The 16,416-nt window shown below is 73.3% G+C and carries 8 protein-coding genes; all 8 read right to left on the bottom strand.

Annotated features, from left to right (window positions below):
• Positions 1-2 precede the first annotated feature (2 nt).
• Positions 3-1,694, bottom strand: a complete 1,692-nt coding sequence (locus AB0I91_RS24310; protein ID WP_499638953.1) for an ABC transporter substrate-binding protein — start codon at positions 1,692-1,694, stop codon at positions 3-5.
• A gap of 378 nt (positions 1,695-2,072) precedes the next feature.
• A complete protein-coding gene (locus tag AB0I91_RS24305) occupies positions 2,073-2,741 on the bottom strand; it encodes a GntR family transcriptional regulator (RefSeq protein WP_230565214.1) in 669 nt (222 codons plus the stop codon).
• 153 nt (positions 2,742-2,894) lie between these two features.
• A complete protein-coding gene (locus tag AB0I91_RS24300) occupies positions 2,895-3,896 on the bottom strand; it encodes a proline racemase family protein (protein WP_498777310.1) in 1,002 nt (333 codons plus the stop codon).
• A gap of 1 nt (position 3,897) precedes the next feature.
• On the bottom strand, positions 3,898-4,830 hold the full coding sequence (locus tag AB0I91_RS24295) for a dihydrodipicolinate synthase family protein (RefSeq protein WP_499638950.1): 933 nt from the start codon (positions 4,828-4,830) through the stop codon (positions 3,898-3,900).
• Positions 4,827-6,233: an FAD/NAD(P)-dependent oxidoreductase gene (locus tag AB0I91_RS24290; RefSeq protein ID WP_499638948.1), complete on the bottom strand. Its 1,407-nt coding sequence runs from the start codon at positions 6,231-6,233 to the stop codon at positions 4,827-4,829. The genes AB0I91_RS24295 and AB0I91_RS24290 overlap by 4 nt, the downstream gene beginning before the upstream one ends.
• Positions 6,226-6,483 (bottom strand): (2Fe-2S)-binding protein, encoded by a 258-nt coding sequence (locus AB0I91_RS24285; RefSeq protein ID WP_499638946.1) that lies wholly within the window; start codon positions 6,481-6,483, stop codon positions 6,226-6,228. Before AB0I91_RS24285 ends, AB0I91_RS24290 begins: the two co-directional genes overlap by 8 nt.
• Complete coding sequence (locus AB0I91_RS24280; protein ID WP_499638944.1) at positions 6,483-7,667, bottom strand: NAD(P)/FAD-dependent oxidoreductase; 1,185 nt, start codon at positions 7,665-7,667, stop codon at positions 6,483-6,485. The genes AB0I91_RS24285 and AB0I91_RS24280 overlap by 1 nt, the downstream gene beginning before the upstream one ends.
• Positions 7,668-7,913: 246 nt before the next feature.
• Positions 7,914-16,361, bottom strand: coding sequence for a proprotein convertase P-domain-containing protein (locus AB0I91_RS24275; protein ID WP_499638942.1), 8,448 nt, complete (start codon positions 16,359-16,361; stop codon positions 7,914-7,916).
• Positions 16,362-16,416: the final 55 nt, after the last annotated feature.

The following is a 16,416-nucleotide window of genomic DNA, read 5'->3' as shown; positions in this document are numbered from 1 at the left end:
CCTCAGCTCTTCCCCGCGTCCTTCAGGCCGAGGATGGCGTAGTCGATGTCGCCGCCGGGCGCGTGGAAGCCGGTGACGTTGGAGCCCGGCAGGAAGATGCGGTTCTCGACGTTCAGCGGCACGATCGGCGCCAGCTCCATGATCTTCCGGTCCAGCTCGCCCCACGCGGTGTCGGCCTCGGCCAGGTCGGTCTCGGCGATGCCCGCGTCGATGGCCGCGTTGACGGCGGGGTCGTTGAGCTGGGCGAGGTTCTGGTTGCCCTTCGCGGTGATCTTGCGCCCGTCGAACAGCGGCGGCAGGAAGGTCGAGGCGCTGGAGGCCCAGTCGGGGCACCAGCCGGTGATCGCCGCGTCGTGCTGGGCCGCCGGGGTGGCGATGGTCTCGTAGTAGGTCGACACGTCGATCACGTTCAGCCCGACCTCGATGCCCACCCGCCCCAGGGACTGCTGGACGGCCTCGGCCTGGCGCTGGGCGACGGCGTTCGAGCGCACGTCCAGGGTCAGGGTGAAGCCGTCCGCGTGGCCCGCCTCGGCCAGCAACCGCTTGGCCTCGTCGACGTCGCCCGCGTGGTCCTTGCTCGGGTACAGGTCGTAGTCGGTGTGGCCGGAGACCGAGGTCGGCAGGATCGTGGTGGAGATGGTGGCGAACTGGTTGCCGCCGGTGGCGTTGAGCACCGCGCTCTTGTCCACCGCGTAGTTGATCGCCTGGCGCACCCGCACGTCGCCCAGCGGGCCCTTGGTGGTGTTCAGCCCGATGTAGGTGAGGCAGGTCGAGGGCACCTTGACGGTGCGCTGCTTGAGCTGCGGTGTCTGGATCCGGGCGATGGTCGCGGTCTGCACCTGGCCCGCGACGGCGTTGACGTCGGCGCCCTGACCGGCGATGAGGCGCTCGTCGATGGTCGCGCCGTCGACGCCGATGGTGAAGTTCCAGGCGTCCGGGTAGGCCTTGCGGACGCTGTCGGTGGCCGCGTCCCAGTTCGGGTTGCGGGTCAGCTCGATGCGGCTGCCGGGCGTGAACGACTTCACGTCGTACGGGCCCGAGGCGACCACGTCGTTGATGAACGAGTCACCGCCGCCGGAGCCGACCGGGAACGGGGTGCCGCTCGGCATGGACAGCACCGCGTCGAACTCGGGGAACGGCGCCTTGAGGTGGAAGACGACCGTCCGCTCGTCGGGGGTCTCGATGGTGTCGAGGTCGCCGGAGCGGTACGGGCCCTGGTAGTCGGGCGGCGCGGCGACGAACTGCTTGAGGTAGGGCGCGCCGATGCCGATCTCGGGGTCCCAGCCGCGCGTGATGCCGAACTTGACCTCGCGCGAGGTGATCGGCGCGCCGGTGTCGAACTTGAGGCCCTGCTTGAGCTTGTAGGTCCAGGTCAGGCCGTCCGCGGACGGGGTGCCGAGGCTCTCGGCGAGGTCGGGGACCATCTCGTTGGGGTTCTCGGCGTCGCCGGCCGCCTTGGTGACCAGCTGGCGGTAGACCAGCCGGTAGAAGGCGTTGACGCCGCCGTCCCACCCCCTCGACGGGTCGAGGTAGGAGAAGTCGCTCGACTGCAGGACGCCGACCGTCCCGCCCTTGGCGGGGGTGCCGCCCGTGCCACCGCCGGTGGTGGCGGCCTGGTCCGTTCCCGAGCACGCCGACAGGGCGAGCGCGCCGGCCGTGAACCCGGCGATCGCCAGGGTGGTGGTTCTCCTCACGGGGTCCTACCTTCCGTCGGGTGCGGCTCGGTAGGCCGTCGCCCTGGATGGCGGACGGCCTGGTCGAACCGGCGACTGAGAGAGGCGTTGAGGTCGGGCGCACCGGGGAAGAGTCGGCGCGCGGGGGCCGTCGAAGCACAGCGTCGGCCGGTCACGCGGGACGAAGGAGCAGTGACCGCTATCACCGATAGGGCGACAGTAGTATGTCACACCTCGCACTTGAAGACGCCGACGCGATATTTTTCCGGCCGGGGTGGTCCACCCCGGGAACGATCACGCGGCAATGGCCCGCAACGGCCCCGGAACGCGCGCCGACGGTTCCCGGGCAGCACGACGAGCCCGCCGTGCACCGGGCGGGCTCGTCGGTCGTTCTCGGTCTCAGTCCTCGGAGTTGCCGCTCCACCAGCCGAGCACGTGGCCGATGTGGTCGGTCAGCAGCGCTTCCGCGCCCCGCCCGTCCCTGGCCTCCAGGAGGTCGACCAGGCTGTGGTGCTCGGCCGCGGACCTGGCCAGCTCGGTGGTGCCGACCATGCCGGCCAGCCCGACCATGCGGGTCTGCTGGCGCAGGTCCTTCACGATCGCGATGAGCCTGCGGTTGCCGTGCAGCTCCAGCAGCCGCAGGTGGAAGTCCAGGTCGGCGGCCAGGTAGGCGGCCAGGTCGGCCGCCGCGGCGGCGTCCACGATGGCCTGGGCCTTGACCCGCAGCTCGGCCACGGTCGAGGGCTGCATCGTCCTGGCGATCTCGCGCATCGGCGGGCCCTCCAGCTGCTGGCGCAGCCGCACGATCTCCCAGAGGTCCTGCTCGCTGACGTCGGTGATGCGGAAGCCCTTGTTGCGCACCACGTCGACGAACCCGCGCTTCTGCAGGTTGAGCATCGCCTCCCGGACCGGGGTCGCGGACACGCCGAAGCGGGCGGCCAGCGTCGGCGCCGTGACCAGGGTGCCCGGCGCCAGCTCGCCCGAGACGATGGCGGCGGCGACCGCGTCCTCCACCGTGCCGCGCAGGCTCGCGCCCACGGCCAACGGGTTGATGGTCGACGGACTCACCTCTGCGGCCTCCCGCTGTCGTGGGGTACGCCCCCGCACTGCAATGTCACACAGCGCTGACCTTACCCGTATGAGAGCTGCCGAGTATCCCACCCCCCGTGCCCGTGAGTTCGCTATTCGGTACTTCGCGCCCTTCGCGCCGTGGCGCACCTTTCAGAACTCGAAACCCGCCGGGTACGGGTCGGTCGGGTCGAGCAGGTACTGCCCGACCCCGGTGATCCAGGCGCGCCCGGTGACGGTCGGCAGCACCGCGGGCCGCCCGCCGACGGTCGTCTCCCCCACCAGGCGGCCGGTGAACCGGCTGCCGATGAAGGACTCGTTGACGAAGTCCCGCTCCAGCGGCAGCTCGCCGCGCGCGTGCAGCTCGGCCATCCGCGCGGACGTGCCCGTCCCGCACGGCGAGCGGTCGAACCACCCGGGGTGGATGGCCATGGCGTGCCGCGAGAACCGCGCGTCCGAGCCGGGCGCGATGAACTCCACGTGGTGGCAGTGGTCCACGCCGTCGATCTCCGGGTGCTCCGGCGGCGCGGAGGTGTTGACCGCGTCCATGATCGCCAGCCCGGCGGCGAGGATCTCGCCCTTGCGGGCGCGGTCGAACGGCAGCCCGACCTCGTCGAGGTCGACCATCGCGTAGAAGTTGCCGCCGAACGCGAGGCTGTAGCGGATCGCGCCCAACCCCGGCACGTCCACGACCTCGTCGAGCCGGTCGCAGTAGGACGGGACGTTGCGCAGGGTCACGCCGTCGGCGTGCCCGTCGCGGACGGCGACCTCGGCCACCACCAGCCCCGCCGGGGTGTCCAGCCGGATCGTGGTCACCGGCTCGGTCACCTCGACCATGCCGGTCTCCACCAGGACCGTGGCGACGCCGATGGTGCCGTGCCCGCACATCGGCAGGCAGCCGGACACCTCGATGTAGAGCACGCCGAAGTCCGCGTCGGGCCGCGTGGGCGGTTGCAGGATCGCACCGCTCATCGCCGAGTGGCCGCGCGGCTCGTTGACCAGCAGCCGTCGCACGTGGTCGAGGTGCTCGACGAAGTGCAGCCGCCGTTCGTTCATGGTGTCGCCCGGGACGACCCCGACGCCGCCGGTCACCACGCGGGTCGGCATGCCCTCGGTGTGCGAGTCGACCGCGGAGAACATCCGGGAGGCGCGCACCTCAGGCCACCCCCGCCACGCGCAGGGCCTCCATGCCGGCCACCGCCCGGCCCAGGTCCGCGCGCACCCTCGCCGCCTGCTCGGCCGTGAGGGGGCCGCGCGGCGGGCGGCACGGTCCGCCGTAGCGGCCGACCTCGTCCATGCCCAGCTTGATGGCCTGCACGAACTCGGTGCGCGAGTCCCAGCGGAACAGCGCGACGAGGTGCTTGTACAGCTCCCTGGCCTCGGTGAGGCGGCCCGCGAGCAGGTGCTCGTAGAGGGCGACCGACTCGGCGGGCAGGGCGTTGGGGAAGCCCGCGAACCAGCCGACGGCGCCGTCGGCCATCAGCTCGAAGAGCACGTCGTCGGCGCCCACGACCACGTCGATGTCGCACAGCTCGGCGATCGCGAAGAGCCGGCGCACGTCGCCGCTGAACTCCTTGATGGCGCGGACGTTGGGCAGCTCGGCGATCTCCGCGACCAGGTCGGGCACGAGGTCGACCCTGGTGTCGATCGGGTTGTTGTAGATCATGATCGGCAGGCCGACCTCGTCGATCCTGGTGTAGTGCTCGATCACCTGCTCGCGGCCGGCCCGGTACATGGTGGGCGGCAGGGCGAGCACGCCGTGCGCACCGTCCTCGGCGGCCAGCTCCGCCCAGTGCTTGGCCTGGTGCCAGCCGGGGCCGTGCACGCCCGCGACGACGACGCCCCGGTCGCCGACCGCGTCCACGGCGACCCGGACGACCGCGCGGCGCTCGGCGTCGGTCAGCGCGGAGTACTCACCGAGCGAGCCGTTGGGACCGATGCCGTGGCAGCCGTTGGCCATCAGCCAGTCGCAGTGCTCGGCGTAGCGGTCGTAGTCGACCGCCAGACCGGAGGGCGCGGAGGGGTCCTCCTTGAACGGCAGGGCGGTGGCGACGATGACCCCGCGCAGGGAAGCCGGTCCGGAACTCATGGGACGTCCTCTCGGTTGCTGGTGCGGCTGTGGTCGGCGAGCTCACCGAGGCGCAGCGGTACGGCGACGGGGCGGTTGGCGGTGCGGCCGGGGTCGAGCACGCCGGTGAGCAGGTCCTCGACCGCCGCGCCGCAGGTGCGGCCCTGGCACAGCCCGAGTCCCGCACGGGTGGTCAGCTTGAGCGAGCGCAGCCCCCTGGAGCGGGTCGACTCGGCGGCCCGGCGCAGGGCTCCGGCGGTGACGTCCTCGCAGCGGCAGACCACGGTGGCGTCGTCCACCCAGGACCGCCAGCCCGGCCCGATGGCGTGGGCGGCGTCGACCCTGGTGGCGAACTCGCGGAAGACCGCGCGGCGGCGCAGGGCGGCGGGCGCGGGTTCTCCCCCGGCGGCGACGGCCCCGGCCACCAGGCCCTCGGCCAGGGACAGCTCGACGCCGCCGATGCCGGTCAGCTCGCCCGCGGTGAGGACGCCGGGCACGGACGTGCGCTGCCGGTCGTCGACCTCGACGGCGCCGTCCGCGCCGACCGCGCAGCCGGCCGCGGTGGCGAGTTCCGCGCGCGGGACGAAGCCGTGGCCGACGCAGACGGCGTCGACCTCGACGCGCCGCCCGGTGCCGGGCACCGGCGACCAGTCGGGGCCCAGCCGGGCGACGGTGACGGCCTCGACCCGGTCGGCGCCGTGGGCCGCGACGACGCCCGCGCCCAGCCGGTAGGGGATGCGGTGGGCGGCGAGGACCCGCAGGTAGCCGGCCAGCTCGACGGCCTTGCCGCCGGCGCCCGCCAGTCGCCAGGGCCTGGCGCCCCAGCCCTTCGCGAGCCGGGCGGGACCGGAGGCCTCGACCACGCCGACGACCCGCGCGCCCACGCGGGTCAGGCCGGCCACGACGGGCAGCAGGAACGGGCCGGAACCCGCGACGAGGACCCGACGGCCGACGGCCACCCGCTCGCCCTTGGCCAGCGCCTGCGCGGCGCCCGCCGTGACGACGCCGGGCAGGTCCCAGCCCGGGAACGGCAGCGTGCGCTCGTGCGCGCCGGTGGCGAGGACGAGCGCTCCGGGGTCGAACGTGCGCGGCGCTCGGGCCTGCCCGTCGACCTCGCCGACGAGGGCGTGCACGAGCGGGGGCCGGTCGTCGCGGCGGTCGACGGACCACACGTGGGCGTTCGTGACGACCTCGCAGCCGGGGTCGCGCCGCAGGGCGGCGCGCAGGTCGAGGAAGCGGTGCCAACCGTGGTGCCACGTCCCCTCGTCGGGGTCGGCGCGCCGAGCGGGCAGGTGCCGCCAGTACTGGCCGCCGAGGTCGTCGCCCGCTTCGAGGAGGACGACCCGCTTCGCGCCGTTGCGGCGGGCGGCGAGCGCGGCGGCCATCCCGGCGGGTCCGCCGCCGACCACGACGACGTCAGGCACGGTCGTCCTCCTGCAGCTCGACGCGGTCGCCCTCGGCGGCGCGGCGTTGGCAGGCCCGCACGTCGCGCAGGCCGTTGACGGTGACGACGCAGTCGAAGCACGTGCCGATGCCGCAGAACACGCCGCGCGGGCGGCCCGCGCGGGTGCGGCGCCAGGACGCGCGGCCGGTGACGAGCAGCAGCGCGGCGATGCTCTGCCCCGCCAGGCCCTCGACCGGGGCGCCGTCGACCTCGATGCGGATCTGCGTCATCAGGCGGCCCTTTCGAGGTGCGGGCGCAGGGCCGGGCGGTCCAGGCGGAACTCGGCGGCCACGGGGTCGGCGCCGTGCAGGACCTGGTCGCGGAGGACCTCGGCGGTGGCCAGGCTCAGGCCGATGCCCGCGCCTTCGTGACCGGTGGCGTGCCAGAGGCCGGGCAGCCGGTGGTCGGGGCCGATCACGGGCAGGTGGTCGGGGACGAACGGGCGGAAGCCGCCGTAGGCGCGCATGACCTGGACGTCGGCGAGGAAGGGGAACAGCAGCAGCGCCTTGGCAGCGAGCGCGGCGAGCACCCCGGACTCGATCCGCTCGTCGAACCCGCGCCGCTCGCGGGAGGAGCCGATGAGGACGGTGCCCGCCGCCGTCGACTCGACCACGCTGGAGACCTGGAGGTCGGCCGCGCCGGAGCCGACCGCGCCCACGTAGTCGGCGTCGTAGACCTTGTGCCACACGCGTTGCGGCATGCGGGAGGTCACCAGCACGGTGCCGCGGCGGGGCGCGACCGGCAGCACGACCCCGAGCCGCTCGGCGACCGCGCCCGACCACGGACCGGCGGCGAGGACCACCGCGTCGGCGGTCAGCACGCCGTCCGTGGTGTCGACCCCGACGAGCCTGCCCCGGTCGAGCACCGGCCCGGTGACCTCGACGCCCTGGAGCACCCGCGCGCCGTGGCGGCGGGCGGCGGCGAGCAGCGCCTCGGTGGCGACGACGGGCTGCACCTGCATGTCGTCGGGGTAGAACACGGCGGCGGTGCGGTTCGGGGTGAGGTCGGGTTCGAGGTCGCGGACGCGGTCGTCGTCGAGCGCCTCGGCCCGGACCCCGACGGCGCGCTGGGCGTCGGCGAACTCCCGCAGCGCCACCGCGCCCGCCTCGGTGGTGGCGACGACGAGGCCGCCCTTGCGCTCCAGCTCCAGGCCGGGGAACCCGGGTGGCAGCTCGTCGCGCAACTCGTCCTCGATGCTGAGCCAGGACGCCAGCGAGCGCTGCGCGAGCCGGAGCTCGGGACCGGGTTCCTTGTCGGAGACGAGCAGGTTCCCCTCACCGCCGGCGGACGTCCCGCCCGCACTGGCACCGCGGTCGACCACGGTGACCGCGCAGTCCTCGCGGGCCATTGCCCGGGCGATCGCCGAGCCGATGATGCCCGCACCCACCACGACTACTCGGAGAGGAGTGGACACGCCGGTACCATGTCACATGGTGCAGCGAGTTGGAAAGGGCCGCAGGTTTCGGGCCCGGGATCACGTGACCTCCCCGCGGTGACATTGCACCCCGGGATTCGGCGCACGGGCGCGGGCAGGTGCTCCGGACGGGACAGCGGTACCCGGTGCGGATGAGCCGGTCGGCCCGGACGAGAGCCCGCCCGGGCCGACCGACGACGGATCACACCCCCGGCGGCAGCGGGAGGGATCGCCCCGGTCGGAGGATCACCCCGCACCGAACTGGAGGCTCCAGGCGTCGATCAGGCCGCCGCTGTTGCCCGTCACCACGTCCCTCACCCGCAACGCCCACCCCCCGTCGGCGGGCTCGGCCGAGGCGTCCACCCAGTACGTCTGCCGCACGTCGTCGCCGGTGTCGCCGTCCGGGACGTCCTCCAACGGGTAGGCGGTGCCGTCCGGGGCGACCAGGTCCAGGGTCAGGTCGCCCCGGTTGGGGTGCTTGACGCTCACCACGACGCGCAGGTCCGCCGGCGCGGCGCCGGTCCGACCGTCGACCGCGATCACGCTCGTGGCCGGTGAGCCGTTGTCGGCGATCGCGACGTCGCGGGGGTTGTGGTACTTGGTCGGCGCGGGGAACGTGAGGCTCCACGAGTCGATCACCCCGACGTCGCCCAGCGCGGTGTCGGCCACGCGCAGCCGCCACGTGCCGTTGGCCGGTTCTGCGGAGGCGTTGACGCCGTAGTCCTCGACCACGTCGTCCGCGTCGCCGGCGCCGGTGAGGTCTTCGAGCGGGTACACCGTGCCGTCGGGAGCCACCAGGTCCAGCTTCAGGTCGCCCTGCTGGGCGTGCCGGACCACCACCCCGACCCGCAGCCCCGGCGGCACCGCGCCGGTGATGCCCGCGATCGACACCGTCGACTCCGCCGTGCCGTTGTCCGGCACCGGCACGTCGGCGGTGTTCTCGAACCGCGTGCCCGGCGCCACGGCCGTCAGGCCGGCCAGGTGCAGGCTCCAGCCGTCGATCGTGCCCGCGTTGCCCGACACCCCGTCGAGCACGCGCAGCCGCCAGGAGCCGTTGGCGGTCTCGGCCGAGCCGTTGACCACGTAGTTCTTGAACACGTTGTCGCCGGTGTCGGCGTTGACGAAGTCCTCGAGCAGGTAGGCGGTGCCGTCCGGGGCGACCAGGTGCAGCACGAGGTCGCCGCGGTTGGGGTGCTTGACGTCGACCGAGACGCGCAGGTTCGCCGGTGCGGTGCCCGTGACGCCGGCGACCTGCACGGCGCTCTCTGCCGTAGTCCAGCCGTCGTCGGGCAGCGCCACGTCCGCGCCGTTGGCGAACTTCGTCTGCGGACCCGGCGCGGTCGGCACCTGGTTCACCGGGGACCACAGGCTCCATCCGGTGATGTCCACCGTGCCGCTGGAACTGTTGCGCTGCACCGACAACTTCCACACACCGTTGGCCACCTCCGCCGAAGCGTCCACCGTGAACGTCCGCGCCAACACCGCACCCCGATCGTGCACCGTGTACGACGTGCCATCCGGCGCGACCAACGCGATCTTCAACTCACTCACCCAGTAGTACGACGTGTCCAACGACAACCGCAGGTCGGACGGAGCGTTGCCCGGTGTCCCCGCCACCCGGACCGAAGCGGTCCCGGTCGCGCCCGTGGTGGTGCCGTCGACCTTGAACGCCGCACCGGACACCTTGGGCCACGCGACGGCCGGCACGGGCGTGCCGGTGGGTGCGGCGGCCAGGCTCCAGGAGTCGAGGTGGCCGGTGTCGCCCCACACGCCGTCGCGGACCCGCAGCTTCCACGTGCCGTTGGCGGCTTCGCCGGAGGCGTTGACCGTGTAGGTCTTGACCAGCGCTTCCGCGTCGCCCGTGCCGGTGAAGTCCTCCAACGCGTAGGCCGTGCCGTCCGGGGCGACCAGGTGCAACGCCAGGTCGCCCCGGTAGGTGTGGCTCAGCGCCACCGCGACCTGCCAGTCCTTCGGCGCCATCCCGGTCAGCCCGGTGACGGTGATCGGCGACTCGACGGTGGCGTAGTCGGCGATCGGGGTGTCGGCGCCGTTCTCGACGCGCCAGTCCGCGGGCAGCACGACCTGGGGGCTGGGCAGCACCTGGAGGCTCCAGCCGTCGACGGTCCCGGTGTTGCCGGTCCTGGTGTCGGTGACGAGGAGTTCCCACGAGCCGTTGGCGATCTGCGCGACGCCCGGCACGGTGTAGGTGGTGAACACGTCGTCGCCGGTGTCGCCGTCGGGCACGTCCTCCAGCAGGTAGGTCGCCGCCGCGCCGGGTGCGCGCAGCTGGAGCTTCAGGTCGCCGCGGTTGGGGTGCTTGACGTCCACGGTCACGCGCACGTCGTTGGCTGCGGCGCCGGTGATGCCGAAGACCTCGGCGTAACTGCTCGTCGACGACCAGCCGTCGTCGACGAGGGCCCTGTCGTCGCCGTTGGCGAACTTCGTCCTCGGTCCGGGCGCGGTGGCCTGCTGGTTGACCGGGGACCACAGGCTCCACCCGGTGATGTCCACCGTGCCGCTGGAACTGTTGCGCTGCACCGACAACTTCCACACACCGTTGGCCACCTCCGCCGAAGCGTCCACCGTGAACGTCCGCGCCAACACCGCACCCCGATCGTGCACCGTGTACGACGTGCCATCCGGCGCGACCAACGCGATCTTCAACTCACTCACCCAGTAGTACGACGTGTCCAACGACAACCGCAGGTCGAGCGGGGCGTTGCCCGGTATCCCGGTGACCCGCTTGGACCCCGTGGCGATCACGCCGGAGGTAGTGCCGTCGACCTTGAACGCCGCCCCGCGCTGTTCCGGCCACGCCACGGCCGGCGCCAGCGCGAGACCCCACGAGTCGATCGACCCCGCCTCGCCGGTCACCGCGTCCTGCACGCGCAGCTTCCACGTGCCGGCGAACGCGACGGCCGACGCGTCGAGCCGGAACGCCTTGGGCAGCACGGGTTTGCGGTCGTGCAGCGGGAACGTCGTGGTCCCGTCCGGCGCTACCAGCGTGACGACCAGCTGCTCGGGCTTGGGGTGCGTGACGGTCGCGCGGACGTGCACGCCGTTGGGCACGGCGCCGGTCACCCCGGTCACGGTCAGCGGGCTTTCCGCGGTCTGGAGGTCGGCCACGGGCACCCGCACGTCGGTGTTCGCGCCGCCGAACGAGGGCGGTGACAGGCCCCAGGAGTCGATGAAACCGGTGTCGCCCCACACCGCGTCGCGGACCTTGAGCTTCCACACCCCGTTCGCGATCTCGCCGTAGGCGTTGACGTGGTAGGTCTTGGCGTGGTCGTCGGCGTCCTCGGTGGTGGTGAGGTCTTCCAGCAGGTACCCGGTGCCGTCCGGCGCTTCCAGGTACAGCGCCAGGTCGCCGCGGTGGGTGTGCCTGATCGCGACGTCGACCCGCCACACCGCGGGCGCCATCCCGGTCAGCCCGGTGACGGTGACCGGCGACTCGCTCCAGCCGTCGTCGACGATCGGCACGTCCGCGGTGTTCTCCGCCTTCCACCCGGCGGGCAGCGTCGACTGCGCGCTGGGCAGCACCTGCACGCTCCACTCGTTGAGGTGGGCGACCCAGTCGTTGCGGTTGTCGGTGATCCGCAGGGTCCAGTGCCCGTTGGGCAGCTGGGCGGAACCCGCCACGGTGTAGGTCTTGAGCACGTTGTCGCCGGTGTCGTCGTCGGCGAAGTCCTCCAGCAGGTAGGTCGCCGCGCCGTCCGGCGCGAGGAGCTCCAGCTTCAGGTCGCCCCGGTTGGGGTGCCGGACGTCGACCGCGACGCGCACGTCGTTGGCCGCCGTGCCGGGCAGGCCGCAGGCGTCGGCGGCACTGGTCGTCTGCCAGTTCTCGATCGGCGTGTCGGTGGCGTTGGCGAACTTCGTGTTCGGCGCGGAGGTCGAGGCCCGGAGGTTGATCGGCGACCACAGCTGCCACGCGGTGACGGTGGGCGCACCCGTGGCGCTGGTGTGCTTGAACCGCAGTTTCCACACGCCGTTCGCGGGCGCGCTCATCACGTTCACCACGAAGTGGCTCTTGAGGCCGTACGGGTCGACGTACGGGCCGCACGGGTTGGCGGGCACGGGCGGCGAGGGTGCCGCCGGGTCGTGCAGCACGTGCTCCTTGCCGTCCGGCGAGATCAGGCTGAGCTTGGTGTCCGAGGCCGAGGAGTAGGTCTTGTCGATCGTGACGTTGAGGTTGGTCGGCGCGTTGCCGGGGATGTCGGACACGGTCACCGAGCGCTCGGTCGTGGTGTTGTTGCCGACCGCGAACCCGGTGCCGTTGATCCGCCGCCACGGCGCGGAGTAGGCGGGGTCGTCGCTCACGGGCGCGCGCAAGCCCCAGCTGGTGATCGAGCCGGTGTCACCGAGGGCCTTGTCCTCGACGCGCAGCTTCCACGCGCCGTTGACGATCTCACCGGAGGCGTTGAGCGGGTAGGTCTTGTCGAAGTCGTCCACGTCGCCGGCGCCGGTGAGGTCTTCGAGCAGGTACTCGGTGCCGTCCGGGGAGATCAGGCGCAGCACCAGGTCGCCCAGGTAGGTGTGCTTGAGCTTGACCGTCACCTCCAGCGTGCTCACCACGTCCGGCGTCAGGCCGAGGACCGTGACGGCGCTCTCCGCGGTCGCCAGGTCCGCGACGGCCGTGGGCGAGTTGTTGTACGCGACCGGCACGCCGAGGCCGGTGAGCCCGAACACCTGGGTCGGCGTGGCGGCCGTGTCGCTCACCTCCACGTCGTCGACGGTGCCCGACAGGTGGTCGACGGAGCCGGCCACGCCCTGCGCCCGGCCGACCACCAGGCCCCGGTCGGAGCGGAAGCCGCCGACGTAGGGCGCGGTGCGCTGGAGCCTGCCGTTGACGAAGATCTGGAGCTGGTCGAGGGCGGCGTGGTGGACACCGGCGACGTGCGTCCACTCCCCCAGCCTGGGCTCGGTCGTGGCCCGGACCGCGCCGTCGGGCGTCGTTCCGCCCGCCGCGGTGTCGCCCGCGACCGTGAACGACCAGGCCTTGGCGTCCTTGTCGTAGTGCAGGCGGAAGCCGCTGCCGTGGGCGCCGTCCTGGCTGATCACGGTCTGGTGGCGGTCGAGGGCGTCCAGCTTCACCCAGGCGGACGCGGTGAAGCTCGCGTCCGTGCTGATCACGGGCCCGGCCGTGTAGGCGTGCCCGGCCGTGCCGTCGAAGCGCAGGCCGCTGCCGCCCGCACGCCGGCCGGAGGTCCAGGACGCGCCCGGCCACAGCGCGAGGGCGTGGCCGTTGCCGGTCGCGTCGGCCGTGCTGTCGTCGAGGGCCCACTTGCCGCCCTGCTTGATCACCGCGGGCGCTTGCGCGAGGGTCAGGACGGCACCCGCGGTCAGGGCGCCGGGCACGACCCGCACGTCGTCGACCTGCCCGGGCCAGAAGTCGGTCTGCCAGCCGTCGTTCTTCGCGCGGCCCACCTGCAGCGCGCCACCGGCGTACCAGGTGCTGCGGTGCGGCTTGGACGCCGCCTGCCTGCCGTTGACGTACAGCGTGAGGGCGCCGGCGGCGTGGTCGTAGACCCCGGTCAGGTGCGTCCACACCCCGAGCTGCGGCGCGGCCGGTGCGATCACGTAGCCGTCGCCCCCGCCGCCGTCCGCGTCGACGGCGCTCATGCCGAAGCTCCAGCCGCGCGGGTACTGCGAGTAGCCCAGGACGAAACCGCTGTCGCGGACGCCGTCCTGGCTGACCGCCCACGCCCAGTCCGCCGGATCGTCGAGCTTGACCCACGCCGAGGCGGTGAAGCTGTCGAACGTGCCCTCGGGCGAGCGCGCGGCGATCGGACCGCCCGCGTAGGCGTGCCCGTCGCGGCCGTCGAAGCGCAGCGAGGACTTGCCGGTCCGGTCCGGCGCCCACGACGCGCCGCCCTGCAACGCCAGCACGTGGCCGCTGTCGCGGTCCGCGGCGGTCGGGCCGGAACCCTCGTCCAGGGCCCACTTCGCGGTCGGGCCCAGTGCCTGGCCCGCCATCCGCTGCCGCACCTCGAACGCCGACGCGGCCCACGGCAGCAGTTGCAGCTCGTCGAGGTCGCCCGGCCAGAAGTCGTTCGCCTCGCCGTCGTAGCGGGCCCGGCCCAGCGCGGTGGGACCGGCGGCGTACCAGGTGCTGCGGAACGCGGTTCGCGCGGCGAGCTGCCCGTTGACGTACAGCGAGATCGTGCCCGCGGCGTGGTCGTAGACCCCCGCGAGGTGCGTCCACACCCCCAGTTGCGGCGCGGCGAGCGACGTGGCGGTCACGGTGGTCCGCTCGGCGGTGTCCGAGCCCTCCATGTCGAACTGCCACGACCGCGGGTAGTGGTTGTACTTCAGGGCGAACCCGCTGTGCCGGACGCCGTCCTGGCTGATCGCCGCCGCCCAGTCCTGCGCCCGGTCCAGCTTCACCCAGGCCGCGGCGGTGAAGCTGGCGAACGTGCCCTCGGCGGTCCGCGGCGCCACCGGCGCGGCGGTCACGGCGTGCGCCGACGTGCCGTCGAGGCGCACGGCGGCGGCGAGCTTGTCGGCGCGGTCCTTCGTGGACGTGACGGCGCCGGAGATCGTGGCGTCGAACGTCGGCTGCCCGGCCAGCTCCTTGGTGTCGACCAGCTTGCCGCCGGACACCGAGTCCGCCCTCCAGTTCCCGTAGGCGGTGCCAGTCGTGGTGGCGGTGCCGACCATGAACTGGTAGGTGGTGGTCCTGTCGGACCTGTTGCCCGCCCGGTCGACGGCCTTCACCGAGACCACGTAGGACTTGAACGACGACGTGGCCGGGACGTCGGGGGTGAACGGGACGGTGGCGCGGCCGCCCGGCGCGTCCGCGTCGACGGGGGTGTTCGCCACGGCCGAGCTGTACCCGATGCCGTACACGAAGGCGACCACGTCCGGGTCGCCGCCCGCGTCGAACGTCAGCTGTCCCGTGGTGAAGACCGGCGGGCCCGGCGCGGGCTTCGGCGGGAACTGCGCCGACGAGACCGCGGGCGGCGCGGCGGGTTTGACCGTGTCCACGGTGAACCGGCACGACGACAGCCCGTCGCTGCTGTCGATCCTGTCGTCGACCACGGTCCCGAGGGTGTAGGTGGCGCCGTGGCGCAGCGCCTTGTCCAGGGGCACGACGGCCTTGCTCACGCCCGGACCGCTGTAGGGAGCGGCCACGCTCGCGACGTCCGACGGCGTGGCGCCGTCGCCCTCCCACCACCGGTAGACCGCGCGGATCTGCTGGCCCGGCGTGGTGTCCGCGTCGGCGACCGCGGCGGCGAACTCCGGTGTGGTCGTGTTCACCACCACGGGGTCGGCTCCCGTGCAGCGCTTGCCCGCCACGGTCACGTCGGTCGGGCGGTCGGGCACGGTGTTGTAGTCCGCGGTGATGGCCAGCACCGGGGAGTTCTCGTCACCCAGGTCCAGCTCGGGCACGGGGCGGTTGAGGAACTCCTTGGCGGCGTAGGAGGTCGTGTCCTCGCGGGCCTTGAGCGCGAGCGTGGTGGTGGGCCACCGGTTCTCGGCGGCCTCGGCCATCAGGTCCTTGACGTCGAACCCGATCGACTGGTGCTCGCACCCGGCGTCGTAGCCGTGGGCGGTGGCCACCTCGGCGGCCTTGCGGTGGAACGGGGTCGCGTCGCCCCAGGTCGTGGTGGGGCTGATCGCGCCGATGTGCCACAGCTCCACCGGCTGCGGTTGGCAGGACTCGGCCCACCACTCGAAGATCCGGAAGGTCGCCGTCCTGATCCGCTTGCCCGCGAGCCAGGCGGTGTCCATCTCGAAGTACGACCGCCAGCGGGTGTCGTCGCCCCGGACGCGACCGACCCGCGCGAGGTGCGAGGAGTCCCAGTACGCCGCCTTCGCGCCGGTGGTGGCGTTGTGGGACAACAGCATCCAGTGCCGGTTGCGGCCCCAGGTCGGGCCGGCCATCGACAGCGGGTAGGTCGTGGCCGGGTCGGAGAGCAGGGCCGCGTCCGGGCGCAGGGTGACGGCGTCGTCGGTGACGTCCCACCGCGCGGGCGCAGTGGTGTCCCCGGCCGACTTCCAGGCCTGCCCGCCCGTCGCGGGTTCGGGGGTGGTCTCCTCGGCGGCCACCGCCGTGGCGGCGGGCGCGCCCCCGCCGTGCAGGCCGAACCTCAGCGCCGACAACCGCTGGTCGCGCGCGGCCGCCGGGTCGCGCACGACCACCGCTTCGGAGAACCCGGTGGGCGTGGCGGTGAGGACGAGGTCGACACCGGGCAGGAGGTCGCGGTAGGTGGCGGCGGGGCCGTCGAGCACGGGCGGCGGCAGCGGCGCGGCCCAGTCCAGCCCGGTGACGTCCTCGCCCGCGCCGGTCCTGGCCAGCGGCGCCGAGCCGTCGCCGGAGAACGCGACCGGCACCGCCGCGACCTTCGGCCCGACCGTCCCGTCCGGCCGGGTGACCAGCGTGGTGTCGATCGGCGCCCAGCCGGTCGCCGTGCGCGCCCGGACCGGCTGGTCGTAGGTGGTCGCGGTGAAGTGCCCCTCGGGGTTGGCGACGACCTCCACGTTCTCCGTGCCCAGGGCGTCGACCTCGACCGGCTCGCCGGTCGCGCGCGCCTTCGCGGAGGCCGATTCCTCGGCGGAGGCCACCGCGGCGGCCTCCGCCCGCGGCGCTTCGGGGCGGACCGCACCGGTGACGCAGGTCAGCAGCAGCACGGCCACCGCGACGACCGCGCGCGTGCGAGGTCGGCCGTCGTCGCGCCGTGCCCCGCCGGTCACCTCGGCCGAGCGTGTACGAAGTCGGGGCGCACCGGTGCCGAAGGCCATCGCCGGA

Source organism: Actinosynnema sp. NPDC049800 (assembly GCF_040656635.1).
GTDB lineage: Bacteria > Actinomycetota > Actinomycetes > Mycobacteriales > Pseudonocardiaceae > Actinosynnema.
The sequence above is the reverse complement of the archived record's forward strand: the minus strand, read 5'-3'. Positions and strand labels throughout refer to the sequence as shown.